The organism is Stenotrophomonas sp. STEN225, assembly GCF_056756445.1.
In genome coordinates this window covers 123,552-149,158 of record NZ_JBRRBV010000011.1, presented here as the reverse complement: position 1 = coordinate 149,158, position 25,607 = coordinate 123,552, and the positions used below count along the sequence as shown (strand labels likewise).

The following is a 25,607-nucleotide window of genomic DNA, read 5'->3' as shown; positions in this document are numbered from 1 at the left end:
CGGCCGGGCGCGCGCGGGCCCCGCCCGGCGCACCCCCCCCCCCCGGCGGCCGGCCCCCGCCGCTACCGTCCACTACGTGTGCGGGTGCGCACCGTGCTCAGACGTAGATCCGCGTCGGCGCCTCGTCAACGATCGCGTGCGGTAGGAAGCGCGCGCTGTCGCGGGTGATCGCGCTGTCGTCCTCGCGGATGCCGATGCCACAGGCGTGGTCACCGACCACCCAGCTGCCGATCAGCGGATAACCGCCTTCGAAGCGGGTCAACGGATGCGCGCGCTGGATGATCGCCGGTCCATCGTAGGGGCCGTCGCTGCGCTGGGTGCTGCCATCGGCCAGGTGCATTTCGATGTTGGCGCCTTCGCGCGAGAACAGCGGCTTGCGCACCCATCCGGTGGCCAGCGCGCTGCCGTCGTCGAAGTGCGCCTCCAGCAGGTTCGGGTGGCCGACATTGCGCTGCCACAGCAATGGCAGGATGCCCTTGTTGCTCAGCACCGCCTTCCATGCCGGTTCCAGCAGCTGCACGCCCGAGCCGGGCAGCGCGCGGCCAAACTCCTCGGCCATCAGGTCTTCCAGCGGATACAGCTTGAACAGCGTGCCGATCACCGAATCGTCCAGCGCGGTGAAGCGGCCATCCGCGGACAAGCCGATGTCTTCGATGGCGATGCCCTGCCCGTGCAGGCCTGCCTGCGAAGCACAGTCGCGCAGGTATTCCACCGTGCCGCGGTCCTCTTCCGAACTGCCCACGGCGCTGAAGTACAGCGGTGGCGGCAGGCGACCGGCGAGCTCGCCGAAACGTTCGACCAGTGCCTCATGGATGGCGTTGAACTGGTCGGCCTGCTGCGGCAGGCGGCCGGCGTTGCGCTGGTCCTCCAGCCACTGCCACTGGAAGAAACTGGCCTCGAACAGCGAGGTCGGCGTGTCGTAGTTCAGCTCGTACAGCTTGGCCGGACCGGTACCGTCATAGGCCAGATCGAGCCGGCCGTACAGATGCGGCTGGCGCTGGCGCCAGCTGTCGGCGATCCAGTCGCGGTAATGCGCGGGAATCGCCAGCTGATCCATCAGCCGCTCGCTGGCCACCACGTCGCCCACAAGGTCGAGCGCCATCTGGTGCAGCTCGGCGCTGGGATCTTCGATGTCCTGTTCGATCTGGCGCAGGGTGAAGGCGTAGTACGCGCTTTCATCCCAGTACGGCTGGCCGTCGATGGTGTGGAAGCGGAAACCGGCTTCCTCCGCGCGCGCCCGCCAGTGGGCGCGCTCGGCGATACGGATACGCTGCATGGGTCGATCAGCCGCCGTAGCTGCCGCTGGTGCTGCGACGCGCGCTGGTGTTGCCGAAGCCACCCCGGCTGGCGGTAACGGCACGGTTCGGCTCGGTGGTGACCGGTGCCAGGCCAGCCTTGCCGGCGCCGATGCCGCTGGCGGTGTTCAGGCCACCCGTACCGCCCGGGGCCGAACGCGCCCAACCCGCATTCTTGTCCTGGTAGGCCGGTGCCGACGCCGGCGCCTGCGGGGCCAGGCCACCGCGGTTGCTCAGCATCTGGGACATGAAGAAGCCCATCATCATCGGGCCGATGAACGAGGTACCTGCCGACGTGTGCTGCTGCACGCACTGCTCGGGCTTGTAGTCCTGCTCGCAGGCTTCCTTGGTGGCGTACTTCGGCGCAGCGTCGGCGGCCTGCTTCTGCGCCTCGGCGAACGCGTTGCGGCACGACGACGGATCACCGGTGGCCTCGGTGCAGGCCTCGACCGAAGTGAACAGGCCTTCCTGCACCTTCACCTCCGGCTCCTTCTGGCAGGCGGTGAACAGCAGCGGTGCGGCGCTCATCAGCAGCAGCGCGGTGGTGCGGGAACGTTTCATGGCCTCATGCCTCAAGCAGCGGATCAATACGCCAATGATGCCCGATCCGGGCCAACAACCGGAATCGGCAAAGTCCGAAAGATGAACGGCGTTTCATTTTCGTCAGGCCCGATCCGCCATCGCCGCATCGCCCGGCGGCGCCGCGCAGACGAGCGGTGGTTGCAGCAGCAACCGAAAAAATTGGCGATGATCGTCCGACACCCCATGTCGTACGGCCCGCCCGTTCCGCCAGCCATGCCCGAATACCGCTCCCGCACCTCCACCGCCGGCCGCAACATGGCCGGCGCCCGCGCCCTGTGGCGTGCCACCGGCATGAAGGACGGCGATTTCCACAAGCCGATCATCGCCATCGCCAACTCGTTCACCCAGTTCGTACCGGGCCACGTGCACCTGAAGGACCTCGGCCAGCTGGTCGCGCGCGAGATCGAGAAGGTCGGCGGCGTCGCCAAGGAGTTCAACACGATCGCCGTGGACGACGGTATCGCGATGGGCCACGACGGCATGCTGTATTCACTGCCCAGCCGCGAGATCATCGCCGACTCGGTCGAGTACATGGTCAACGCGCACTGCGCCGATGCGCTGGTGTGCATTTCCAACTGCGACAAGATCACCCCTGGCATGCTGATGGCCGCACTGCGCCTGAACATCCCGGTGGTGTTCGTGTCCGGCGGGCCGATGGAAGCGGGCAAGACCCGGCTGTCCGAGCACAAGCTGGATCTGGTCGATGCGATGGTCATCGCCGCCGACGGGAGCGCCAGCGATGAAAAGGTGGCCGAGTTCGAGCGCAGCGCCTGCCCCACCTGCGGCTCCTGTTCGGGCATGTTCACCGCCAACTCGATGAACTGCCTGACCGAAGCGCTGGGCCTGTCGCTGCCCGGCAACGGCTCGACCCTGGCCACCCATGCCGACCGCGAACAGCTGTTCCTGCGCGCGGGCCGCCTGATCGTCGAACTGTGCCACCGCTGGTACGGCGGCGAGGAAGAAAGCGCGCTGCCGCGGGGCATCGCCACGCAGGCCGCGTTCGCCAATGCGATGACCCTGGACATCGCCATGGGCGGATCGACCAATACCATCCTGCACCTGCTGGCCGCCGCGCAGGAAGCCGAAGTGGACTTCGACCTGACCCACATCGATGCGCTGTCACGGCGCGTGCCGCAGCTGTGCAAGGTGGCGCCGAACACGCCCAGGTACCACATGGAAGACGTGCACCGCGCGGGTGGCGTGTACGGCATCCTGGGCGAGCTGGCGCGCGGCGGCCTGTTGGATACCACCGTGCCGACCGTGCACAGCCGCACCCTGGCCGATGCTCTCCAGCGCTGGGATGTGGCGGTCAGCAGCGAATCAAGCGTGCACGACTTCTTCCGTGCCGGCCCGGCCGGCATCCCCACCCAGGTGGCTTTCAGCCAGGCCACGCGCTGGCCCACGCTGGACGTGGACCGCGCCGAAGGCTGCATCCGCAGCGTCGCGCATGCCTACTCGGCAGAAGGCGGACTGGCCGTGCTGCGCGGCAATCTGGCCGAAGACGGTTGCGTGGTGAAGACCGCAGGCGTGGATGAATCCATCCACGTGTTCGAGGGCAGTGCGCGCGTGTTCGAGAGCCAGGACGCGGCCGTGGCCGGCATCCTCGCCGACGAAGTGAAGGCGGGCGACGTGGTGGTCATCCGCTACGAAGGCCCGAAAGGCGGCCCCGGCATGCAGGAGATGCTGTACCCCACCAGCTACCTGAAATCGAAGGGCCTGGGCAAGCAGTGTGCACTGCTGACCGACGGGCGCTTCTCGGGCGGTACGTCCGGGTTGTCGATCGGGCATGCCTCGCCGGAGGCGGCAGCGGGCGGTGCGATCGGGCTGGTACGCGACGGCGACCGCATCCGCATTGATATTCCGGCGCGGCGGATTGATCTGCTGGTGGATGCGGCGACGTTGGATGGGCGCCGTGCCGAGCAGGATGCGTTGGGATGGAAGCCGCGTGAGGCGCGCCCACGCAAGGTCACCAGCGCGTTGAAGGCCTACGCCCTGCTGGCCACCAGCGCCGACAAGGGCGCCGTACGCAACACCGCGCTGCTGGGCGATTGAATTGCCGTGGGGTCGGATCCCTTTCGCAGAAAGGGCTCCGATCCCGGCACAGCATTCCAGTCACTGTGGATCGCAATGATGGTCCAGCCGTGCATGTGACTCGCCGCGCGTGCAATCGCGCAGTATCAGTCCAATCTTCGAGGCTGCCGGCCAGCGGCCGGTACTACCCGTACGATCTGCTACGGTGTCCGGGTACTCACCGACACGGAGGTTGTGATGACGTTGCTTTCGCTTGCCCTGGCCGCTGCGTTGGGCGCCCCACCCGAACCGTCGAAGGCGCCGGACTGCAGCTACGACCGCGACGCGATGCTGGCGATGGAACCGGATGCGTTCGACCAGGATCTGGAAGGCGGGTGGCGCCCGTTGGCTGACCGCGGCTGCCACCGCGAGGCCGCTGAGCTGCTCGCCGCCTACGCTGCACTGCCCAAGGCTGCAGGCAACACCACGATTCTCTGGCATGAGGGCCAGATGCGCGCCGAGGCGGGCCAGTACAAGCAGGCAGTTGCGCTGATGCAGCGAACCTACAAGCCCAAGGACACCGACCCCGGTTACTGGAACGCCTACGTGGACGGCACGATCGCCTTCCTGCAGCGCGATCGCGCTGCGCTGGAGAAGGCCCGTGCGACGCTGGTTGAAATTCCCACGCCGGAGGTGCTCGCGGAGGCCGTCAAGAACGGGCGATACCACTTCACCACGCCGGCAGGCCAGGAGGTGGATGTGCCGTGGCCGCCGAACCTGGAGGTCCTCGACGGGTTGTTGCGCTGTTTTGAACGCGACTACCCCACTGCGATGGGCGACCAGGCCTGCAGGAAACCGGAAGGGGGCTGAGGGGGACGTGCTTGCGGGGGTCAGAGCCCTTCCTGCGGAAGGGGTCCGACCCCGTCTCAGCCGATCACGCGCTTGAACGGCGGCAGTGCGTCGATGATGCGCTTGCCGTAACGGCGGGTCAGCAGCCGCGAATCGAGGATGACCACGCGCCCGGTATCGGTGGAGGTGCGGATCAGGCGGCCGGCGAACTGGGTCAGCGTGCGCAGCGCGTGTGGAATGGCGATCAGGTTGAACGCGTTGAGTCCACGCGCCTCGAACCACTCGCTCAGGGTAGCGGTCTGCGGATCGGTCGGCACCGCGAACGGTACCTGGGTGATCACCACCGTGGTGCAGGCTTCACCGGGCAGGTCGAGGCCCTCGCCGAACGAGTTCAGCCCGAACAGCACCGAGCCCTCGCCCGCCGCCACGCGCCGCAGGTGTTCGTCGATCAGCCGGGTCTTGGACATCTCGCCCTGTACCAGCACCTGCTTGCGGCGCGCGGCAGGCATCAGTCCGGCCACCTTCTCCATCTTCCAGCGCGAGGTGAACAACACCATCGAGCCCTTGGCCCAGTCCAGCTCCGTGTCGAGGTAGCGCGCCACCTCGCGGGGATGGCCTTCGCGGTCGTCGGGCGTGACCGGGAACTTCGGCACGATCAGCTCGGCCTGGTTCGGCAGGTCGAACGGCGAGGACAGCGAAACCATCTCGGCTTCCTCGGGAATGCCATTGTCGATCGCCAGCGACTGGAAATCGCCACCGCCGGTCAGCGTCGCCGAGGTCATCACCACCGAATCCACCTCGTCCCACAGCAGCTTGCGCAGCACATGCGCTGCCGAGACCGGTGAGCCATGCAGGACCAGATCGCCGTCGCGGGTGGCGGTGACCCAGCGCGCCATCGGCGGCGCACCGTCCTTGTCCTCGCGGCGCCAGGCCTGCCAGAGGTTGTACTGCTGCTCGATCATCTCCAGCGCCATGCCGAGGTTGCGCTGCAGGCGCTCACGCGCCGGGTCGTCCGGCTTGCCCTTGGCCACCTGCGCGGTGGCGGCATGCGCCCAGTTGTAGAGGCTGCGGGTATCGTCGGCCAGCGCTTCGATCGGCTCGCGCCACGCTTCCGGCAGGCGACCGTTGGCCGCGCGCCACATCGGTTCCTCGTCGGCCGGCGCTGGCATCCACACCGCTTCGACATGGTCGCGGAATGCACGCAGCTGCTTGGACACGTTGCTGGCGACGTCGATGGCTTCGTTCGGCAGCAGGTTGCCGAGGCGGTCCTTGTCGACCGCGCGATACGCGCCGGCAATCAGGATCTGCAGGCGGCCGGTGCGTTTGGCCATCTCGTCCAGCGCCAGGCTGGCCGCGCCCTGGTCGATGGCGACGTTACCGATGTGATGGCCCTCGTCCAGCACCAGCAGCATGTCCGAGGGGGCGGCGATCAACGGTTGGCCATTGTCACTGTCGCCGATCGACAGCGCCGACAGCAGCAGCGCGTGATTGGTCACCACGATCTGCGCATCACGCACGGTGTTGCGCGAGCGCAGCACCGCGCACTGCGCCGAATACGCACAGCGCCGCCCGGCGCAGCCCGAGGCTGGCGTGGTGATGCGGCTGCGCAGGCCGGGGCTGATGGTCTCCGGTGCGTTGTCAATGTCGCCATCCCAACTGCCACTGGTGAAGGCGTCGGTCAGGCGCTTGGCGATATCCATTTCGATCGGCGCCAGCGGCCGGTCGAACAGGGGCGCGTCATCCTCGAACATGCCGCCCTGCGAGCCCTCGCCCTGCGCCTCGGCGGCATTGCGCGTGCACAGGTAGCGGGTGCGGCCCTTGGCCAGCGCCACGGTCGCTTCCAGTCCGGTGGCCTTGAGGAAGTTCGGGATGTCGCGCTCGACCAGCTGCGACTGCAATGCCACGGTACCGGTACTGATCACCAGCTTCTTCTTGCTGGCCAGCGCGATCGGCACGCCAGCGGTCAGGTAGCCCAGGCTCTTGCCGACGCCGGTGGGTGCCTCGACCACGCCCACGCCACCGCTTTTCGACAACGCGCGCGACACCACGCCGATCATCTGGCTCTGCGAGCGGCGCGTGGAAAAGCCGGGAGTGTTGGCCTGCAGCGTCGTATAGGCCTTGCGGATCGCGTCCTTCAAGGGCTCATCGAGCGTGCGCGGAGCGGCGACGGTTTCGGTCACGCCGGGAACTACCGTGGCTGGATCAGGCCGGTCATTGTCGCATGGCCGGCGGCCGGGACCGAGGCGCGTGCGCTGAACAGGGTCAGCGGCGTCGGGCCTTGGCGGTCATGGGCTGGATGGCCGTACAGCGCCGGGGCAGATGCGGCGCTACCCGACCATCGACGGTCGCGCCGGGCCATGCCCGGCACGACCTTACCGGCCTACCACAGGCGGCCGCTGGCGCAGCAAGCGCACCAGCGCCCAGACCAGCAGCACCATGCCGATCGCTTCCACCATCGCCAGAGCGAAATGCAGCACGCCCAGGATGGCGCTCATGCTCGAAACCGCGCTGAAGTCACCGCTGCTGACCATCCACATCGGCAGGATGCCCGCTGCCATGCTGCCGAGGCTGGCCAGCAGCAACAGCAGCAGCCCGGCCAGCGCGCCGCTGCGGGTGGCATCGCGCGGCGCGCCCACCACCCACACCAGACCCACGCACAGCGCGATCAGCACCGGCAGGCGCACGCCCACCATGCTCAGCACAGTCACCAGCAGGGTCATGTTGTCCATCGGTCAGTCCTCGCCGGCCAGCGCCAGGGCGCCCTGCCGCAGCTGCTGGTAGACCTCGTCGGTCTGCGGACGCACACCATGCCACTGCAGGAAGCTCTCGGCGGCCTGCTCGACCAGCATGCCCAGGCCATCGACGGTATTGCGGCACTGCGCCGCACGCGCCCAGGCCAGGAACGCGATGGCCGCCTCGCCGTAGTTCAGGTCGACCGCGGTGGTCATCGAATTGACCAGCGACAGCGGCAGCTTGAACTCCACGTCGCGGTCACGGCCGGCAGAGGTGGCGTTGACGATCAGCTCGAAGTCACCCAGCTCGCGCAGGTCTTCCCAGTAGCGGCTGATGGCGCGGCCCGGCTCGCCCATCGCGTCGATCAGTTCATCGGCGCGTTCCGGCGTACGGTTGACCACCACCAGCTCGGTGATGCCGGCATCGAGCAGCGCCGGGGCGACGCTGCGGGCCGAGCCGCCGGCGCCGATCATCAGCACCCGGCGGCCGCGCAGGTCCAGGCCATGGCGGTCGGTCAGGTCGCGCACCAGGCCGATGCCGTCGGTGGTGTCACCATGCCAGCGCTCACCCTTGCGCAGCAGCGTGTTGACCGAACCGGCGCGGCGCGCACGGGCCGTCAGCGTAGTGCAGACCGCAAACGCGGCTTCCTTGTGCGGCAGGGTGACGTTGGCACCGACACCACCTTCGGCGGCGAATGCTTCCAGGCCGGCGAGGAAGGCGTCGGGGGCAAGGTCGATCGTGCGGTAGTCGATGGCGATGCCTTCCTGGCGACCGAACGTCGCGTGGATCTGCGGCGACTTCGAGTGGGCGACGGGGTGTCCGAAGACGGCGTAACGGTCGGTCATGGATTCCTCAAGCTGGCTAGACTGATGCTCTTTCGTGTACGGACCCGGATGATGCGCATCACCCCGACCCTGCTGGTGCTTGCCGCCAGTCTACTCTCTGCCCCCGTGGCGATGGCGTTGAACGAGTACGGCATCGAAGGCATGGGCGTGGTCTCGACCCGTGCCGACGAGGCTCGCGGCACGATCAGTGCCGACGGCCAGCGCATCGTTTTCGCCCGCCGCGGCGAGGGCGGCTGGGGCCTGTGGCAGGCCCGCCTGATCGATGGCCGCTGGCAGCAGGCACAGGCGCTGGCGGTCGATGTCAGCGGTGAGGCCCGGGATCCCTACTTCAGCCGCGATGGCCGCTGGCTGCTGTTCGCGGCGGGCACCGAAGGCCAGCTGGCGCTGTACCGTGCCGCCGTGACCCGCGATGGCCAGCTTGGCAACGCACAGGCCCTGCGCGGCGAGCGTGGGCGGTACGAAGAGCGCGGTCCAGCGCTGAGCATGGATGGCCGGCGGCTGCTGTTCGCGCGCCATCAGGGCCGTGGCGCCGGTTGGGATCTGTTCGTGGCCACCCTCGATGCCGAGGGCGTGCGGGGCCCGGCCACCGCGCTGGCGGCATTGAACAGCGCCGATGACGAGACTGACGCTGACTGGCTGGGCAACGATGGCGCCGTGGTTTTCAGTCGTGGCAGCGGCACGAGCGCGCAGGTATGGAGCAGCGGGTGCGCCTGGAGCGGCGTGGCGCTGCAGCCGCTGGGGCTGTCCTTCAACCAGGCAGGCGGCTGGACCGGTGCGCCGGTGATCGACAACGCCAAGCCGGGGGAAATGCTGGTCGCCAGCAGTGCGGCGAAGGCGCCGCGTGCCGGGGGCGTGGATCTCTACCGGTTGGCGGTACCGAAAGTGCCTGCCGTGGCCGGGTGCATGCGGTAGATCCCGGCCCGGGCACCGCAATCAGCGCGACAGCACTTTGGCGCGCTGCTGTTCGTAGTCCGCCTCGCTCAGCTGGCCCCTGTCCTTGCGCTGGTTGAGCGCGGCCAGTTCGGCCTGCACGCTGTCCGGCAGGGACTGTTCACGGGCGATCCGACGGGCGGCGGAGAGCTGCTCGGGAGGGCGTTTGCTCGCCCGCCAGGCTGCGATGAACACGCCGACGATGACGGCACCGAACACCAGCGTGCCGACGCCCCAGATCAGCCATTGCATCCATCCCAGTTCGGGTCCCATCAGCCGTTCCTCCCTCCATCGATGGCGCTATTGTCAGCGCTCGCGCAGCCAGCGCGCCACCTGTGGCGCGAAATAGGTCAGCACGCCATCGGCGCCGGCGCGCTTGAAACCAAGCAGCGACTCCATCACGCAGGCGCGCTCGTCCAGCCAGCCATTGGCGAACGCCGCTTTCATCATCGCGTACTCGCCACTGACCTGGTAGGCGAAGGTGGGCACGCCGAACTGTTCCTTCACGCGACGCACCAGATCCAGATACGGCATGCCCGGCTTGACCATCACCATGTCAGCGCCCTCTTCCAGATCCAGCGCGATCTCGCGCATCGCCTCGTCGCCGTTGGCCGGGTCCATCTGGTAGGTCTTCTTGTCCGCCTTGCCGAGGCTGGCCGCGCTGCCCACCGCGTCGCGGAACGGGCCGTAGAAGGCCGAGGCGTACTTGGCCGAGTAGGCCATGATGCGCACATTGAGGTGATGGTCGGCATCGAGCGCACGGCGGATCGCGCCGATGCGGCCATCCATCATGTCCGACGGCGAGACGATGTCCGCGCCGGCTTCGGCATGCGACAACGACTGCTTGACCAGCGCTTCGACCGTGATGTCGTTGAGCACGTAGCCCTTGTCATCGATGATGCCGTCCTGGCCGTGGGTGGTATAGGGGTCCAGCGCCACATCGGTCATCACGCCCAGCTCCGGGAAGCGCGACTTCAGGGCGCGGATCGCACGCTGCGCCAGTCCGTCCTCCGCCCATGCCGCCGAGGCATCCAGCGACTTCTGCGAGGCGTCGATCACCGGGAACAGATCGATCACCGGGATGCCCAGCTCCAGCGCCTCTTCGGCCACTTTCAGCAGTTCCTCGATGGACAACCGCTCCACACCGGGCATCGACGGCACAGCGGTGCGGCCGGCCGGTTCGTGCACGAACACCGGATAGATCAGATCGTCGGTGGTCAGCGTGTTCTCGCGCATGAGGCGGCGTGAGAACTCGTCATGGCGCATGCGCCGCGGGCGGTAGTGGGGATGAGGCATGGCAGGCTCCGAGGAGTGGCTAGTGCAACAGGTAGCCCTGCGGCAGCAGGGGTTCGGGCAGGGGGCGTTCACCGAGCGCGTCGAGCTGGTCGATCTCGATCGTGCGTACCAGCGCGTCCAGCGGCAGATCGTTCGGCTCCAGGCCGAACGGATCTTCCATTTCTTCGCCAAGCTGGTCCAGGCCGAAGAAGGCGTAGGCCAGCACCGCCGACAGCACCGGCGTGCCCCAGCCCAGCGAACTGGCCAGGCCGAACGGCAGCAGCACACAGAACATCCACGCGCAGCGGTGCAGCAGCAGGGTGTAGGCGAACGGCAGCGGCGTGTTCAGGATGCGCTCGCAGCCTGCCTGGATCGAGGACATCGCATGCAGGCGGTCTTCCAGCTGGGCGTACAGGATCGGATCGAGATCGCCGCTGCGCAGCGCCTGCGCCAGTTCGGCGGCGATCATCGCCAGCAATGCATCGGGTACGTTCTCGCGCTCGGCCAGCTGCGCACGCTGGCGCTTGTCCAGCCACGGCAGGGCCGCCAGCGCCACGATGCGGCCGCGCAGGCGGGCGGCCAGCGCATGGGCGAAGGCGGTGGCCAGATAGGCGATGCGACGGCGGCGGCCTGCGTCATCCACCAGCAGCAGGTTCACCTGCCGGGCCAGTGAGCGCGATTCGAACACCAGCTGCCCCCACAGCTTGCGGCCTTCCCACCAGCGCTCGTAGCAGGCGCTGTTGCGGAAGCTCAGGAAGATCGACAGGACCAGGCCCAGCAGGGTGAACGGCGTGACCGAGACGCGCTCGATGCCGATCGGCGGCGCCAGTTCCACCACCGCGGCGACGGCGATGGACAGGATCAGGATGGCCAGCACCTTCGGTGCGATCGCCGGAACGATCGATCCGCGCAGGATGTACAGCAGTTGCCAGCCGTGGGGACGAGGTCGGATGATCATGGGGCAGCCGCGCCGGGCGCGGATTCACAGGCACGCGCAGGCTCGCGCAGCCGTTCATTGTACGCCCCTGCCCGGCTGCGGGCCGCAGCCCTGCGACGCCCGGTCGCACCCGGCCGCAGGTTCAGATCACGCCACCGCCCAGGCCCAGGCGCAGGATGCCCACCACCACCACGATGCCGTTCAGGACCAGGCCGGCCCAGGCCCGGCCGCGCTTGCTCGGGTGGGTGAACAGGATGCCCAGCGCGGCGATCACCGCGCCGACCGCAGCGAACGGAATGAGGAACCAGTTGCCCCAGCCCAGCAGCGGTATCAGCGCCAGGATCATCCACAGCAGCGCCAATACACCCCACAACAGACTGATCACACCCATCGCCGCTCTCCCGCAGTTGGTTCCCGGCCCCAACCATAGACGTTCCGGCCGCCGTCGCCTACTCCCGTTGGCGGGCCGCTCACCTCAGCCGTGCTAGCGTCTAGATGCCCAGCGCACAGGGCGTTGGCGCCGATTCAGAGTGGCCCACCGATGATCCCATCCAGTCCTGCAGGGGTATTGCCATGAACATCCGTTGGGCCGCACTGGCGGCCATGCTGCTGGCCGCCGCCGGTTGTGCCAGCACCTCCAAGGTCATGCTGGGCCGCGCGCGGGCGCCAATCGACCCGGCACAGGTGCAGATCTATTCAACGCCGCCGGCCGGCTCGCAGGAGATCGCCCAGCTGGAATCCGCCTCGGCGGTGGGCTTCGGCACCCAGGGCCAGACCGACGCCGCTGTGGCGCGGCTGAAGCGCGAAGCCGCAGCGCTGGGCGCCAACGGCGTAGTGCTGATGGGCGTGGGCAGCAGCGGCTCGCCGGTGGGCATGTCCGTGGGCGCCGGCAGCTATGGCTCGCATGTGGGCGGCGGCCTCGGCATTGGCATTCCGACCACGCAGAAGCGCGCCGCAGGCGTGGCGATCTGGGTGCCGAACCCGGCGCCGCCGGCACGGTTGCCGACCCAGGTGATCACGCCACAGCGGTGACGCAGCAGCGTCACCGCGGATAGCGCCGGGCCGTGCCCGGCGGCATTTCGCTTCCCCGCTGCGCTCGCCGGGCATGGCCCGGCGCTACCGTTACTTCTTCCGGTACTTCGGCACGAACACCTGGTTCACTGCGTCGGCCAGCTGATCCGGCGGCAGCAGGCCCTGGTCGAGCAGGAAGTTGTTGAACGCCAGGCGGTCGAACTTCGCACCCAGTGCCAGTTCGGTCTGCATGCGCAGCTCCAGGATGCGGGTGTAGCCATAGAAGTAGCTGCCCGCCTGGCCGGGCATGCGCACGGTGTAGCGGTCCAGCTCCTGGGTGGCCATGGCCTTGGACAGGCCGACCTGTTCGATCAGCACCCGTTCGCCGTTTGCACGGTCGGTCAGGCCGAGGTTGAGCATCGGATCAAGCATCGCGCGCGCGGCGCGCAGCAGGCGGAACTGCAGGGCGATCATCTGCCCGTCCAGAGGCTCGTACGGCACCATCTCCGCTTCGGCGTACAGCGCCCAGCCTTCCACGTTCACCGAATTGAACGCGAACATGGTGCGCGCGAGCGAGACGCCGCGCTCGACCATCGCGGTGAACTGCAACTCGTGGCCGGGACGGCCCTCATGTGCGCTCAGGGTCCACGCGGCCGCACCAAAGTTGAAGTCGTCGTACTGGGCGCCGGCACCGGCCGCCGGGTTGCCCAATGGCAGTACGAAGGTGCCCTGCTGCCCGGTGTTGTTCACCAGCGGTGCCGGCAGGAAATGCGGTGCCGGGCTGGCGGCGCTCTCGGCAGCCGAACCCAGGCGCATCTGCATGGCGCGCTTGGGCACGTCGACAATGCCGTGCTCGCGGATCAGTGGATCGATGGCGTCGATCACCTTGCGATAGTGGCCTTCGAGCTGGTCGTCGGCGATCTTGTCGGCCTTCAGTGCGCGGATCACGGCGACCGGATCGGTCGGGTCGGCGACCTTCAGGCCCTTCTCCTTCACCACCAGCGGCGCCAGCTGCTGCATCGCCGAGCGGGTTTCCATGAACTCCAGCTGGGCACGCTGCATCAGCAGCTTCGGGTCGATGTCGATGCCGACCTGCTTGAGCTGGTATGCGTAGAGCGGCGCCGGCAGGCGCGTGTCGGTACGCGCCTTCGGCAGCACCTCCTTGCGCGTCCAGGCCGCGTACTCCTTCATCTGCCCCGCCAGGGCCCTCATCGCTTCATCGGCGCCGCTGATCTGGTACTTCTTCAGCAGCGACTCGATGCCGCTGATGTAGGTCTCGACATTGTCCAGCGACTGCTGCACTTCGATCTTCGTCGGCTGCAGCAGCGCGCTGTCCTTCAGGCGTTCTTCGTAGCGCTGGCGCGCCAGCGTGGTGAAGGCGGTGCCGCCCGGCGTCAGCCCGGCGTACGCCTTGAGGCGATCAAGCGCCTTGGCCCGGCGCTCGGCCGGCACCTGGTCGGACAGCAGAAGATTGAGGCCGCTGAACACCGTCTGCGGCGCATCGGTCCACGGCAGCAGGTACTTGTCGTTGAGCTCGCTGCCCTCGATGTTCTGGTTGGCGGCGTGGATCATGATCTGCAGGTCCTGGCGGACGTTGGGATCCTTCTCCGTAGCCAGCCGGGTCTGCAGCTCGTCGCGCGCCTTGGCGGTCGCGGCACGGTAGCGCGCGCCATTGTCCGGGCCGAGGTCGGCCACCTTGTCGTCATAGCCCGGCACGCCGAAGAAGCCGGTCTGCTCGGGCTGGAACGGTCCCTGCGCGTCGAGCAGGATCTGCGCCAGCGCATTGCTGCGCGCGACCCAGGCGGGGCTGGCAGGCGTGGTGGCCTTGGCGGCCGGTGCGGCCAGGGCCGGGGGGGCGGACAGCAGCGGTGCAGCGGTCAGGGCCAGGGCGACGGCCAGCGCGATCGGCTTCATGAAGCACTCCAGGACAGGGTTGCCCGCACCCTACGCGCTCATGGCGATGGCGACAATCGGTGGGAAGTCATGGCGCCGGTCAGAACGCGGCCGTCATCGGGCAGCCACCGCGCTCGCGGCAGGCCTGCAGTTCGCACTCCTGCGCAGCCTCCTCATCGTCCAGCGCGGTCAGATCGAAGGTCTGTTTGTCCGCACCCAGCACATACATCACCGGGTAGTCCCAGACATCGTCGCGGCGGATGCCCTGCACGAACAGGCGACCGTGCGCATGGGCCCCTTCCAGCGACACGGTCAGGCCCACATCGCGCTCACCGGTGATCGCGGTCTGCATGCTGCCCAATGGCAGCGAGCCGGCGCGCAGCGGTTCGCCGAAGGCCTCCACCAGCTCGATGCTGCATCCGGCGCGCCGCATCGCCTCACGCATCGGCGCACTCTCGCGTGCGGCTTCGCCCCAGCGCATCACACTCCATGCCGCGGAACCGCCCAGTACGCCCAGGAACACCACCACGGTCAGTGGCATCGCCCATCGCCAGTGACGGCGCCACCAGCCGGGGGGATGGGCGGGATGGCCAGGAACAGGGGGTGGCAGGTGGTTCATCGGCGGGCTCCTTCCCGGTTGTGACTCAGGGTTTCAGGCAACGTCCCAGGAACGCTTCCGCCACACGGTAGCGGTGCAGCGCATCGGCACCGGACAGGCCATGCTTGGCGCCCGGGTAGGTCATCAGTTCGAAGGGCTGGCCGCGCTTCTGCAGCGCACTCATCAGGCTGGTCGAATTGGTGAACAGCACGTTGTCATCGGCCATGCCGTGGATCAGCAGCAGGGGTGAGCGCAGTCCGTCGATGTGGGTCAGCACGCGCGCTTCGCGATAACCGGCCTCGTTGCGTGCCGGCAGATCCATGTAGCGTTCGGTGTAATGGCTGTCGTACAGCCCCCAGTCGGTGACCGGTGCACCGGCCACGCCGCAGGCATAGCTGTCGGACGCCTTGGCCAGCAGCATCAGGGTCATGTAACCGCCGTTGGACCAGCCCTGCACGCCGATGCGCGCGGGGTCGACCCAGGGCTGCTGCTTCAGCCATGCCACGCCGCGCAGCTGGTCGGTCACCTCCACCGTGCCCTGCCTGCCATAGAGCGCGCCGCCGAACTCACGGCCACGCCGTGGGGTGCCACGGTTGTCGAGCGAGAACACCACGTAGCCCTGCTGCGCCAGGTACTGGTTGAACAGATGATCGCCACGTCCGGGCCAGCTGTCGGTGACGGTCTGGCTGGCCGGGCCGCCATAGACGTACACCGCCACAGGATAGCGCTTGGAGGGATCGAAGCCGGCAGGCTTGATCAGGCTGTAGTTGAGCGGCGTCCGGCCATCGGCAGCGGTCAGGGTGCCGAATTCGACCGGTCGCTGCGCATCGCGATAGCGCGCGTAGGGATGCTTGGGATCGGCCAGATCATTGTCCACCAGCGTCGCGATCTTCTCACCGTTGGCGCGGTACAGCTCGATCTGCGGCGGTGTGGTGCTGTTGGACCAGCTGTCGACATAGACACTGGCGTTGCGCGCGAAGCTGGCGCTGTGCATGCCCGGCGCCTTGGACAGCCGCTGTGGCGCCTGTCCGCCCTGCAGCGGGACGGAGTAGATCTGGCTCTCGCGCGACGTCTCGATGCCGGCGCGGAAATAGGCCTTGCCGGCCGCTTCATCCACAGCCAGGAGTTCATCCACGGGCCAGTCACCGTGGGTCAGCGCGGTGGCCTTGCCCGTGCTGTCGATGCGGTACAGATGCTGGAAGCCGGTACGCTCGGACGACCACAGCATGCTGCCGTCCTGCAGGAAGCGCAGGCTGTTGTGCAGTGGCACCCAGGTGGGGCTGGTTTCATGGGCAAGCACGCGCTGACGGTTTGAGTCCAATGCCACTTCCACCAGATCCAGCTGCCTCTGGTCACGCGACTGGCGCTGGAACGTCAGGTGCTGGGCATCACGCCAATCCACGCGCGCCAGGTAGATGTCCTGTTCCTTGCCCAGGTCGATCCAGCGCGGCTGTGCCGCGGCGGCCGGCGCGATCACGCCCAGCTGCACGCGCACATTGGCATCGCCGGCGGCCGGGTAACGCTGTTCGATGACATCGGTGCGGTCTGCATAGACCTCGTAGCGCTTCTGTACCGGTACCGGTGCTTCGTCGATGCGGGCGAAGGCGATGGCCGAATCATCCGGCGCCCACCAGTAGCCGGTGTGGCGGTCCATTTCCTCGTCGGCCACGAACTCGGCCACACCGTTGCCGATGGTGGCGCTGCCATCGCCGGTCAGCTGCAGCTGGCTGCCATTGGCCAGATCGATCACCCACAGGTTGCGGCCGCGGATGAAGCTGACGAAGCCGCCTTTCGGCGACAGCTTGGCGTCGGTGGCAAAGCCTTCGCCGTGGGTCAGCTGGCGTACTGCTGCCGGACCCTGCTGCTTCAGGTCGTACAGGTAGAGCTCGCCGCCGAGCGGGAACAACAGGCGCTGTGCGTCCGGCGACCACTGGTAATCGACGATGCCGGTCATCGCCGCGATGCGCTGGCGCTCGCGGCGGGCCTTCTCCTCGTCGCTGAGGGTCTCGGTGCCCGGCAGCACCACCTTGGAGTCGACCAGCAGGCGGGTCTGGCCGCTGGCGATGTCGTAGGTCCACAGATCCAGCTGGTTGCGGTCGCTGTCCTTGCCGCGCAGGAAGCTGACCTGCGAACCGTCCGGAGCGACCTTGGGCTTCATCAGGGTCGGCCCGGACAGCGGCAATGGACCGGTGATGGCTTCCAGCGTCAGTTTTTCAGCGTGGGCGGCAGTACTGGTGGCGAGCATGAGGGCAAGCGAAGCGAACAGGTGGCGCATGGAGGATCCCGGCAAACGGCAGGTCCGCCACCGCAGCATGTGCGGTGGCGATCAGCCCCCATCCTAACCAAGCCCGTGCGGGAAGGCAGCATGACCTTCTGCCCATGGCAGGGACCGGGCACGGCACATCGGCCGTTGACGGGCGGGTAGCGCCGGGCCATGCCCGGCGAGCGCAGCGGCCTGCGCAGGACCCTCAGCGCTGGCCGAACAGATGCTTGCGCTCGTCATCGCTGAGCGGCTTGCCGGCGTTCGGATTGACCTGCTGGCGCAGCGCATACGCCCGCTGGGTGGCCGGGCGCGCGGCGATGGCCTGATGCCAGCGCTTGAGGTTCGGGAAGGCATCGAAATCTGCCGGCAGCGCGTCGTAGGCACCGACCCACGGATAGCTGGCCATGTCGGCGATGGTGTACTCCTCGCCGGCCAGGAAGGCATGCCCGGCCAGCCGCTTGTCCATCACCCCATGCAGGCGCCGCACCTCGCTGTCGTAGCGCTCGATGGCGTAAGGAATCTTCTGCGGCGCGTAGACATTGAAGTGCCCCATCTGGCCGCTCATCGGGCCCAGCCCGGCCATCTGCCAGAACAGCCATTCCAGCGTGGCGATGCGGCCACGCGCATCGGTGGGCAGGAAGCGACCGGTCTTCTCGGCCAGGTACAGCAGGATCGCACCGGATTCGAACACGCTCTGCGGCGCGCCGCCGTCAGCCGGCGCATGGTCGACGATGGCCGGCATCTTGTTGTTGGGCGAGATCGCCAGGAAGTCCGGCTTGAACTGGTCGCCCGATCCGATGTTGACCGGGTGGATGCGGTACTCCAGCCCGCTTTCCTCCAGCATCAGGGTGACTTTATGGCCGTTCGGGGTAGGCCAGTAATACAGATCGATCATGGCAGCGGCTCGGGTGCGGTAAGGAACCTGAAGTCTAGTGCGGGAGTTGGCTTGGCACCGTCATGGCGGGCCGGTAACCTCGCTCCTCCCCCGCAACGCACTGTCCTGCATGTCCCCCCAACGCCCCCTCTCCCCGCTGTCCTCGCTGATCTTCGCCTCGCGCTGGCTGCAGCTGCCGTTGTACCTGGGCCTGATCGTCGCCCAGGGTGTCTACGTGTTCCTGTTCGGCAAGGAACTGTGGCACCTGATCTCCCACTCGGCCTCGATGGGCGAACAGCAGATCATGCTGATCGTGCTGGGCCTGATCGACGTGGTGATGATTTCCAACCTGCTGGTGATGGTGATCGTCGGCGGTTATGAAACCTTCGTCTCGCGCCTGCGGCTGGAAGGCCATCCCGACCAGCCGGAATGGTTGAGCCACGTCAATGCCAGCGTCCTGAAGGTGAAGCTGGCGATGGCGATCATCGGCATTTCCTCGATCCACCTGCTCAAGACCTTCATCGCCAGCGGTTCGCTGGGCGGCCTGCCGCTGTGCGCGCCGGAACTGATGAACGTCGCCGCTGCCAACATCGGTGCCGCCAGGTGCTCGACCTTCACCGAGCAGGGCGTGCTCTGGCAGACCATCATCCACTGCGTGTTCATCCTCTCGGCGATCGGCATCGCCTGGACCGACAAGCTGATGTCCAACAGCCACGACAAGGCACAGGCGCATTGAGGCGCTGGCCGGTGGTGGCGCGGACGCCACCGCCGGTCGTCGCTGCCGCCCTTGTACGCAGCGCTGGCGGGGATGCTAGATTGCTTCCTCGCCGTTGCCGGCGGTGGCGTCGGGAAACGCCACCCTGCCGTGCTCGGACCCACGGTCCCGGCCATGCATATCAATGATTTACGTAACGTCGTCTTCTTAGAGGGGAGCAGGATGTCGCACGTCACAACGATCACCGCCGCGCGCCGGTGGCTGCCGGTTGCCTTGGTACTGGCCCTGGCCGCCTGCTCGGGCAAGGAAGAAACGCCTGCCCCTGCCCCGGCAGGATCGCCTGCCGCTGCGGCGCCGGCGACACCGGTAGTGGCCGCCAAGGTGCAGTCGATGGGCACCGAGCAGCTGCGCGAGTCGGCCAGCCAGGCGCTGCGCGAGAACCGCATGTACGCCCCGGCCGGCGACAACGCCATCGAGTACTACCTGGCCCTGCGCGACAAGACGCCGGACGATGCCGCGGTGAAAAGTGCGCTGACCGACCTGCTGCCCTACACCCTGATCGCGGCCGAGCAGCATCTGGGCCGCGAGGACTTCACCGAGGCGCAGCGCCTGGTCGCCCTGATCGAGAAGGTGGATGCCTCCGCACCGGCCCTGCCACGCCTGAAGGAAGGCCTGGCCAAGGGCGTGGAGAACGCGGCCAAGCGCACCGAGTCGGAAGCGGAGCGGGCCAAGAAGGACGCCGAGGACCGTACCCGGCAACAGGCCGAGCAGCAGCGCCTGGCCGAGCAGCGCGCCAAGGAAGCCGATGCGGCCAGGCAGATCGCCGCACAGCAGGATGCCGCCCGCCGTGACAGCGAGCGCGAGGAAGCCGAGCGCCAGGCCGCCGCACGGCGTGAAGCGGAGCAGAAGCAGCAACAGGCCGCTGCGCAGCAGGCCAATGCCGCACGCCAGGCACCTGCCGCCGCGCCCAGCCTGCGTCCGGTCAGTACGCCGGCCCCCCGCTATCCGGCCGACGCCCTGCGCGCTGGCACGTCCGGCGAGGTACTGGTGGAGATCACCGTGGGTACCGACGGCTCGGTGGTGAACGCCCGCGTGCTGCGTGCGACGCCCGCGCGCATCTTCGACCGCGAAGCCATGAACGCCGTGAAGCGCTGGCGTTTCGAGCCGGTCAGCGCTCCGGTCACCACCCGCCGCACCCTGGTGTTCGCGCCGGGCGGCTGAGCCGGGACATCCCCGCCAACGATCACGACAAGGCCCGGTCTGTCCGGGCCTTGTTCGTATCAGCGCGCGCCGTCGATCAGGTGCTGCAGGGCCGGATCGCGTGCCCTCAGGATGCGGAACAGGCCCAACGCATGCAGACCCGGCAACAGCGCGCGCAGGTCGGCTTCCGCTGCTGCCCGGGACGCGGGGCTGCCGGCGGGATCCTGCCAGTCGCGGACGCTGGCAAGGAAAGCGCCCACGCTGCCCTTACGCACGGTGAGGCCGTTGGCGACCACGTCGTTCTGATGGTCAGGGAGGATGTCTTGAGGCTGCATGAGGAACTCCTTTCGGCGGGTGGCGTGCAGTGTGGACGCTGCTGTCTGCCGGATCTGCCGTATAACTGCCAGTTGATATGGCATATCAGACATCCCCCGCCCTGATTGACTCGCCCCTGGTGGACACCGCCCGAGGGCCGGTGCTGCTGACCGCGCAACTGGCCCTGGACCGTCCACGCCGGACCGCCCGGCACCAGCACGCCCGCGGGCAGCTGCTGGGGGCGCGACAGGGCCTGCTGCGGATCGAGGCAGGCGACCTGCACTGGCTGCTGCCAGCCGGCCATATGGCGTGGGTTCCGCCCGGACTGCCGCATGCGCTGGCCAGCATCGGCCCGTTCAATGGCTGGAGCCTGTACCTCGACGCGGCGACCTGCACGCGACTCCCGGCACGCCCACGCATCGTGCAACCGGGCGCCCTGCTGCAGGCAGCCGTGGATCGCGCGCTGCGCTGGGCGCCCGCACCGCTCGACGCGGTGCAGGAGCGTCTTGCCGGCGTCATTGCCGATGAGATCGACGCCAGCACACCGCTGCCGCTGGCCTTGCCGCAGCCACGCGATCGGCGCCTGCGGCGCGTTGCTGCGGCGTTGGCGCGTGCACCACAGGACACCCGCAGCGTCGAGGCCTGGTCCCTTGCCATGGGACTGTCCAGCCGCACCCTTGCGCGCCACTGGCGCGCCGAAACCGGCATGACACTCAGCCAATGGCGCCAGCGCCTGCGCGTCCTGCTGGCGCTGCCACGCCTGCTGGCCGGGGAACCGGTGATCAGCGTGGCGCTGTCGCTCGGCTACGACACCCCCAGCGCCTTCATCGCCGTGTTCAAGCGCGAGATGGGGGTGACGCCTGCGCGGTATGCAGAGGGCTGACGTATTCAGCACTTCCTCTGCCTGCCTTCGCGCCCCAGACTGCCTGCTGGGGCCGATGTCCCGGATCTGTACCACGTCGCCGATACCTGGGAGAACGTCGACCGGCTGGCCCCGGTGATCGCCCGGCGCTTCGCCGCTTGGCAGGCAAGGCGAACCTGAAAACAGCGAGGCCCGGAATGACCGGGCCTCGTTCCCTATCCGCCGGGCAGGGCCCGGCGCTTCCAGTGGCGGTCAGCCGGAAATCGCCAGGCGTTCGTTGTGGTAGCGGCGCACGGCGGCAAACCACAGCAGTGCGGCCAGACCGAGACTGGCGCCCAGATAGATCGCCCAGACGCTGGGACTGATCACTTCATGGCGGATGACCTTCAGCAGCATCTGGTTCTGCGACAGGAACGGCACCGCGTACTGCCACAGCTCGCTCTTCAGCGGGTAGGCGACCAGTGCGTAGCCGGGCAGCATCGGCAACAGCATTAGCCAGGTCATGTGGCTCTGCGCTTCCTTCATGCTCTTGGCCGCCGCCGACAGGAAGGTCAGCAGCGAGGTACCGATCAGCAGCATCGGCAGCATCACCAGCAGCATCTGCAGCATCGAGCCGACATTCATGTTGAACTGGCGACCGATGTTGCCCGGGGCGATCTGCGCGCTGACCTTGAAAGCCACCAGGGTCAACAGCAGCGACGCGAAGCCGACCACACAGGCGGCGGCGATCTTGCCACTTACGATCGCGCTGCGTGAGCCGGGCGTCGCCAGCAGGGGCTCGAGTGACTGCCGCTCACGTTCGCCGGCGGTGGCGTCCATCACCAGATAGGCGCCGCCGATGAACGAGGTCAGGGTCAACAGCACCGGCAGCAGCATCGACAGGATCATGCCCCGTTTCGCTTCGGCACTGGCCAGATCCTGGCTGCCCACGTCCAGCGGACGCGCGACCTGGGCATCCACGCCGCGTGCCATCAGCCGCAGTGCGCCCACCTGGCCGTTGTAGGTGGCCAGCGCCGCTTCCAGGCGTGCGCTGGGCACTTCGGCGGCACGCCGGGTGCTGTCCTTGATCACCTCCACCAGCGCCGGCCTGCCCGCGGCCCAGTCCTCGCCGAAGTCATCGCTGATGCGCAGCGCGACGTCGATGTCCTGGTTGCGGATGGCCGCAGCCAGGTCCTTGGGTGCTGCGCTGGCGTTGAGCCCCTGCGCGGCCAGGAAGCGGACCAGGTTCGGTGCGTTGTCCGCGCCGATGGTCGGAATCTGCAGCGGTTGCTCGATCTGCGTGCGCACGCGGCTCTCGGCCAGCTTGCCCATGCCCAGCAGCAGCACCGGGTACAGCAGCGGACCGAACAGCAGGGTCAGCATCAGCGTGCGGCGGTCGCGGGAGAGATCACGCAGCTCCTTGCGCATCACCGTCATCAGGGTCGACATCATGCTCATGCGTGCAGGCCCTCTTCGCTGCCGATCAGTTTCACGAACGCATCTTCCAGATTGGCTTCGCCGGACTGCGCGCGCAGCTCATCGGCACTGCCGGCGGCCATGACCGTGCCCTTGGCGATGATCACGATGTGGTCGCACAGTGCAGCCACCTCCTGCATGATGTGGCTGGACAGAATCACGCACCGCCCTTCCTCACGAAGTCCCAGCAGGAACCGGCGCAGTGCACGGGTGGTCATCACATCCAGGCCGTTGGTCGGCTCGTCGAGAATCACATTGCGCGGATCGTGCACGAGTGCGCGCGCGATCGCGGTCTTGGTGCGCTGGCCCTGCGAGAAGCCATCGGTCTGGCGGTCGAGGATGTCGCCCATGTCCAGCGCCTGCGACAGCACGTCGATGCGCTCGCGGATGCGAGCTTCGGACAGGCCGTGCAGCCGGCCGAAATAGGCGATGTTCTCGCGCGCGGTCAACCGCTTGTAGACGCCCCGCGCATCGGGCAGCACGCCCAGGTGGCGACGGACCTCCACGGGATTGCGCGCGGCATCGATGCCATCGACGCTGATGCTGCCCTGGTCAGGCGTCATCAGGGTGTACAGCATGCGCATGGTGGTGGTCTTGCCGGCACCGTTCGGGCCAAGCAGACCGGTGATGCGACCGTCCTCGGCGCGGAAGCCGACATCGGCCACCGCCTGGATGCGGCCGGTGCGGGTATCGAAGGCCTTGTGCAGGTTGTCGGCGACGATCATGGTTCCCATCCGTTGAACGAGGTGAACGCCGGCACGTAGCTCAGCGTATCCAGGCAGCTGGCATCCAGCGCCTTGGCATCGGTGCTGTCGATGAACTGGCCCAGCAGGCGGGGCATGCAGCCGGCGGAGAGCGTGCCGTGGCCCTGGCCGCGCGCGACCAGTGCGCGCCCCTGCGGCAGCCCCTTGAGCACCTGTGCGGCGTAGCGCGGTGGCGTGACCGGGTCCAGTTCACCGGACAGCAGCAGCGCCGGCACCTCGCTGCGCAGCGGTGCGGCATCCGCGGCGGGGGCCGCGGTGTGCGGCCAGACAGCACACGGCGCGAAGAAGGCGCTGGCCACCTCGTTGCCGAACAGGCGCTCGGCATTGGCGGCTGGCGCGTGGTAGCGCGGAGCGTCCTCGCTGCAGATCACCGACCACTGCATGCCGCGGTTGATCTGGAAGCCCATGCTGCGGTTGGCACCGCGTGCCAACGAGGCGAGCGGTGCGTAGCGGCCCTGCGCAGCCTCGTCCAGCACCAGCGGCAACAGCGAGGCGTACTGCGGAACATAGGAGAAGGCGAACGCCAGCCCCATCACGCTGTCCGGCGTCAGCACGTCGCGCCGCGGCGCGTTCGTGCCGGGGTCGCGGTAGTCAACGGTCACCGGCGCGGCGCGCAGCGTATCGAGCACGCCGCGCAGCTGCTTGCTGGTGTCGCTCGGAAAGCGCTTGCTGCACGCCGGGTCCTTGCGGCACTGGGCCGACTGCAGATTGATCGCGTCTTCGAAGGTATTGGCGAAGTCACCCCCGACCACCAGCTCGTTCGGAACGACGCCGTCGATGACGATGCTGCGGGTGTGCTGCGGATAGGCCGCGGCATAGCGCTGGGCCACGCGGGTTCCGTAGGAACCACCCACCAGGTTCAGCGCATCCACGCCCAGCGCCTGGCGCACGGCATCCAGATCGGCAACGGCGTCGCGGGTGGTGTAGAACCGCGCATCGGCACGTCCCTGCAAAGAGCTTGCGCAGCGCTGGGCGTAGTCGCGCAGCAGCGCCTCGCTGGGGGGGGCCTCTTCGTCGAACGCCAGTTCCTTGCCATCTGCGCCCAGGCAGTTGAGCGGGTTGGAGCCACCGGTGCCGCGCTGGTCGATCAGGAAGATGTCGCGTTGCTTGCGAACCTGGCGCAGGGCGGTATCGACGATGACCGCCACCTCGCTGGCCGCCTGCCCGGGCCCGCCGGCGAGGAAGAACACCGGATCCGGTTGGCCGGAGCCACTGTTGCCCGATTCCAGCCAGGCGATACGGAGGTTGATCTTCCGCCCTTGCGGCTGCGCCCTGTCCTCGGCCACCTGCAGGGTGGCGCACTGTGCCTCGACGTTGGCGCTGGCGCCCATCGTGGTCAATGTGCAGGGCTGGAAGTCGATCTGTCCGTAGCGGCGGCCGGGCGTTTCCGCCGCCGCATCGGCGCTGCCGGAAGGCGCTGCGCCGCAACCGGCAAGCAGCAGGCTGGCCAGCGCGCCGGCCAGTGCGAGGTGGTGTCTTTGCATCGTGCTCGTTTCCCCTGGAAGACGTTCCTGTCGACCACGACGGACTGCCGCGGAAGATGTGACCCAACTTACACGGGCAGGAGGCTGGCGGCGATGGGCAATCGTCACTGGAAAGCCAGGCCCATGTCGGCCGGATCGAATGCGGCGTCGCATCATGGCGAGCAGCGCAGCAGTCGGCCACGCAGACTCATGGAGAACCCAGGAGATTCCCATGAACGCGTGGTACCTCAGCGGCCTCGATCACCGCCCCTTCCAGCACCTGTTCGAACAGAGCGACCGCGCGCTGGCTGCGCAGGGCATCCTGCGACGCTGGGCCGGGGATCGCGGCGGCCATCCGTGCCGGGTCAGCCTGTCCGACCCCCCAAGTGGCGCCGAACTGCTTCTGCTGCCCCATACCCACCTGGCCACGCACTCGCCCTATCGCGCGTCCGGTCCGATCTTCGTGCAGCGCGGCGCTACGCGCTGCGTCCTGCCCGCCGGGGTCGTTCCGCCCTACGTCGAGCGACGGCTGATCTCACTGCGCGCCTACGACGAGGATGCACTGATGATCAGCGGGCAGGTCTGCCCCGGCAACGAGGTCGGGGTGCAGCTCGATGTGCTGTTCGCCGATCCCGCGGTGGCCTTCGTGCAGTTGCACAACGCAGGCTACGGGTGTTTTTCGTGCCAGGCGGACCGGGTGGATCAGGACGCGCTGACACACGGCGTCGCGTGATCGGC

25 protein-coding genes are annotated in these 25,607 nt (G+C 68.0%); 8 read left to right on the top strand and 17 right to left on the bottom strand.

Going from position 1 to position 25,607, the window contains the following annotated elements; all coding sequences use genetic code 11:
- Window positions 1-97: 97 nt before the first annotated feature.
- Window positions 98-1,276: a glutathionylspermidine synthase family protein gene (locus tag ACVOJ1_RS12850; RefSeq protein WP_346480510.1), complete on the bottom strand. Its 1,179-nt coding sequence runs from the start codon at window positions 1,274-1,276 to the stop codon at window positions 98-100.
- A gap of 7 nt (window positions 1,277-1,283) precedes the next feature.
- The gene (locus ACVOJ1_RS12845; RefSeq protein ID WP_111187209.1) at window positions 1,284-1,856 is read right to left on the bottom strand and encodes a DUF1190 domain-containing protein; all 573 of its coding nucleotides are present in this window, start codon (window positions 1,854-1,856) and stop codon (window positions 1,284-1,286) included.
- Window positions 1,857-2,090: 234 nt separating this feature from the next.
- On the opposite strand from ACVOJ1_RS12845, the gene ilvD reads away from it, so the two are divergent.
- Both ilvD and ACVOJ1_RS12835 read left to right on the top strand, forming a co-directional pair.
- Window positions 2,091-3,929: a dihydroxy-acid dehydratase gene (gene ilvD, locus ACVOJ1_RS12840; RefSeq protein WP_346480509.1), complete on the top strand. Its 1,839-nt coding sequence runs from the start codon at window positions 2,091-2,093 to the stop codon at window positions 3,927-3,929.
- 216 nt (window positions 3,930-4,145) lie between these two features.
- A complete protein-coding gene (locus tag ACVOJ1_RS12835; protein ID WP_346480508.1) occupies window positions 4,146-4,757 on the top strand; it encodes a hypothetical protein in 612 nt (203 codons plus the stop codon).
- A 56-nt stretch (window positions 4,758-4,813) separates the two neighbouring features.
- Here the strand turns inward: ACVOJ1_RS12835 and dinG are convergent, their stop codons facing one another.
- From dinG to aroE, 3 genes are all read right to left on the bottom strand, one after another.
- Window positions 4,814-6,916 carry an ATP-dependent DNA helicase DinG gene (dinG, locus tag ACVOJ1_RS12830; RefSeq protein WP_346480507.1) on the bottom strand — a complete coding sequence of 701 codons (2,103 nt, stop codon included), beginning with the start codon at window positions 6,914-6,916 and terminating at the stop codon, window positions 4,814-4,816.
- 192 nt (window positions 6,917-7,108) lie between these two features.
- Window positions 7,109-7,465 (bottom strand): hypothetical protein, encoded by a 357-nt coding sequence (locus tag ACVOJ1_RS12825; RefSeq protein WP_065181457.1) that lies wholly within the window; start codon window positions 7,463-7,465, stop codon window positions 7,109-7,111.
- A gap of 3 nt (window positions 7,466-7,468) precedes the next feature.
- Window positions 7,469-8,314, bottom strand: coding sequence for a shikimate dehydrogenase (aroE, locus tag ACVOJ1_RS12820; RefSeq protein WP_065174307.1), 846 nt, complete (start codon window positions 8,312-8,314; stop codon window positions 7,469-7,471).
- Between the two features lie 48 nt (window positions 8,315-8,362).
- Between aroE and ACVOJ1_RS12815 the strand changes: the two genes are divergently transcribed.
- The gene (locus ACVOJ1_RS12815) at window positions 8,363-9,226 is read left to right on the top strand and encodes a TolB family protein (protein ID WP_065181456.1); all 864 of its coding nucleotides are present in this window, start codon (window positions 8,363-8,365) and stop codon (window positions 9,224-9,226) included.
- Between the two features lie 21 nt (window positions 9,227-9,247).
- On the opposite strand, the gene ACVOJ1_RS12810 is transcribed toward ACVOJ1_RS12815, so the two are convergent.
- The 4 genes from ACVOJ1_RS12810 to ACVOJ1_RS12795 form a co-directional block, all read right to left on the bottom strand.
- Entirely contained in the window at window positions 9,248-9,517 is a 270-nt protein-coding gene (locus tag ACVOJ1_RS12810; RefSeq protein WP_053517966.1) for a hypothetical protein, read from the bottom strand.
- 33 nt (window positions 9,518-9,550) lie between these two features.
- Window positions 9,551-10,540, bottom strand: coding sequence for a porphobilinogen synthase (gene hemB, locus ACVOJ1_RS12805; protein WP_053517964.1), 990 nt, complete (start codon window positions 10,538-10,540; stop codon window positions 9,551-9,553).
- Window positions 10,541-10,559: 19 nt separating this feature from the next.
- Complete coding sequence (locus ACVOJ1_RS12800; protein WP_111187206.1) at window positions 10,560-11,477, bottom strand: bestrophin family protein; 918 nt, start codon at window positions 11,475-11,477, stop codon at window positions 10,560-10,562.
- Window positions 11,478-11,598: 121 nt separating this feature from the next.
- A complete protein-coding gene (locus ACVOJ1_RS12795) occupies window positions 11,599-11,847 on the bottom strand; it encodes a hypothetical protein (RefSeq protein WP_006475755.1) in 249 nt (82 codons plus the stop codon).
- Between the two features lie 182 nt (window positions 11,848-12,029).
- Here ACVOJ1_RS12795 and ACVOJ1_RS12790 point away from each other — a divergent pair, with 182 nt between their 5' ends.
- The gene (locus tag ACVOJ1_RS12790; protein ID WP_053517962.1) at window positions 12,030-12,488 is read left to right on the top strand and encodes a hypothetical protein; all 459 of its coding nucleotides are present in this window, start codon (window positions 12,030-12,032) and stop codon (window positions 12,486-12,488) included.
- 90 nt (window positions 12,489-12,578) lie between these two features.
- On the opposite strand, the gene ACVOJ1_RS12785 is transcribed toward ACVOJ1_RS12790, so the two are convergent.
- The 4 genes from ACVOJ1_RS12785 to ACVOJ1_RS12770 form a co-directional block, all read right to left on the bottom strand.
- Window positions 12,579-14,381 (bottom strand): DUF885 domain-containing protein, encoded by a 1,803-nt coding sequence (locus tag ACVOJ1_RS12785; protein WP_346480506.1) that lies wholly within the window; start codon window positions 14,379-14,381, stop codon window positions 12,579-12,581.
- Window positions 14,382-14,460: 79 nt separating this feature from the next.
- Window positions 14,461-14,979 carry a cytochrome c oxidase assembly factor Coa1 family protein gene (locus ACVOJ1_RS12780; protein ID WP_346480505.1) on the bottom strand — a complete coding sequence of 173 codons (519 nt, stop codon included), beginning with the start codon at window positions 14,977-14,979 and terminating at the stop codon, window positions 14,461-14,463.
- A gap of 25 nt (window positions 14,980-15,004) precedes the next feature.
- A complete protein-coding gene (locus ACVOJ1_RS12775) occupies window positions 15,005-17,233 on the bottom strand; it encodes a S9 family peptidase (protein WP_164150492.1) in 2,229 nt (742 codons plus the stop codon).
- A gap of 193 nt (window positions 17,234-17,426) precedes the next feature.
- Entirely contained in the window at window positions 17,427-18,116 is a 690-nt protein-coding gene (locus tag ACVOJ1_RS12770) for a glutathione binding-like protein (protein ID WP_053519578.1), read from the bottom strand.
- Window positions 18,117-18,225: 109 nt separating this feature from the next.
- Between ACVOJ1_RS12770 and ACVOJ1_RS12765 the strand changes: the two genes are divergently transcribed.
- Both ACVOJ1_RS12765 and ACVOJ1_RS12760 read left to right on the top strand, forming a co-directional pair.
- Window positions 18,226-18,831 carry a TIGR00645 family protein gene (locus ACVOJ1_RS12765; protein ID WP_053519577.1) on the top strand — a complete coding sequence of 202 codons (606 nt, stop codon included), beginning with the start codon at window positions 18,226-18,228 and terminating at the stop codon, window positions 18,829-18,831.
- Between the two features lie 201 nt (window positions 18,832-19,032).
- A complete protein-coding gene (locus ACVOJ1_RS12760; RefSeq protein ID WP_053519576.1) occupies window positions 19,033-20,031 on the top strand; it encodes an energy transducer TonB in 999 nt (332 codons plus the stop codon).
- Between the two features lie 59 nt (window positions 20,032-20,090).
- Here ACVOJ1_RS12760 and ACVOJ1_RS12755 read toward each other — a convergent pair whose 3' ends face one another.
- Window positions 20,091-20,345, bottom strand: a complete 255-nt coding sequence (locus tag ACVOJ1_RS12755; protein ID WP_111187202.1) for a hypothetical protein — start codon at window positions 20,343-20,345, stop codon at window positions 20,091-20,093.
- 77 nt (window positions 20,346-20,422) lie between these two features.
- On the opposite strand from ACVOJ1_RS12755, the gene ACVOJ1_RS12750 reads away from it, so the two are divergent.
- Window positions 20,423-21,208, top strand: a complete 786-nt coding sequence (locus tag ACVOJ1_RS12750) for an AraC family transcriptional regulator (protein ID WP_346480504.1) — start codon at window positions 20,423-20,425, stop codon at window positions 21,206-21,208.
- Window positions 21,209-21,439: 231 nt separating this feature from the next.
- On the opposite strand, the gene ACVOJ1_RS12745 is transcribed toward ACVOJ1_RS12750, so the two are convergent.
- Genes ACVOJ1_RS12745 through ACVOJ1_RS12735 form a run of 3 tightly spaced genes read right to left on the bottom strand, consistent with a single transcriptional unit; the run spans window position 21,440 to window position 24,890 of the window.
- Complete coding sequence (locus ACVOJ1_RS12745; protein ID WP_065174299.1) at window positions 21,440-22,624, bottom strand: ABC transporter permease; 1,185 nt, start codon at window positions 22,622-22,624, stop codon at window positions 21,440-21,442.
- A complete protein-coding gene (locus tag ACVOJ1_RS12740; protein WP_065174298.1) occupies window positions 22,621-23,367 on the bottom strand; it encodes an ABC transporter ATP-binding protein in 747 nt (248 codons plus the stop codon). The genes ACVOJ1_RS12745 and ACVOJ1_RS12740 overlap by 4 nt, the downstream gene beginning before the upstream one ends.
- Window positions 23,364-24,890, bottom strand: coding sequence for an alpha/beta fold hydrolase (locus ACVOJ1_RS12735; RefSeq protein ID WP_111187200.1), 1,527 nt, complete (start codon window positions 24,888-24,890; stop codon window positions 23,364-23,366). Before ACVOJ1_RS12735 ends, ACVOJ1_RS12740 begins: the two co-directional genes overlap by 4 nt.
- A 211-nt stretch (window positions 24,891-25,101) precedes the next feature.
- Here ACVOJ1_RS12735 and ACVOJ1_RS12730 point away from each other — a divergent pair, with 211 nt between their 5' ends.
- Window positions 25,102-25,602, top strand: a complete 501-nt coding sequence (locus ACVOJ1_RS12730) for a DUF1203 domain-containing protein (protein WP_111187199.1) — start codon at window positions 25,102-25,104, stop codon at window positions 25,600-25,602.
- The last annotated feature ends 5 nt before the right edge of the window (window positions 25,603-25,607 follow it).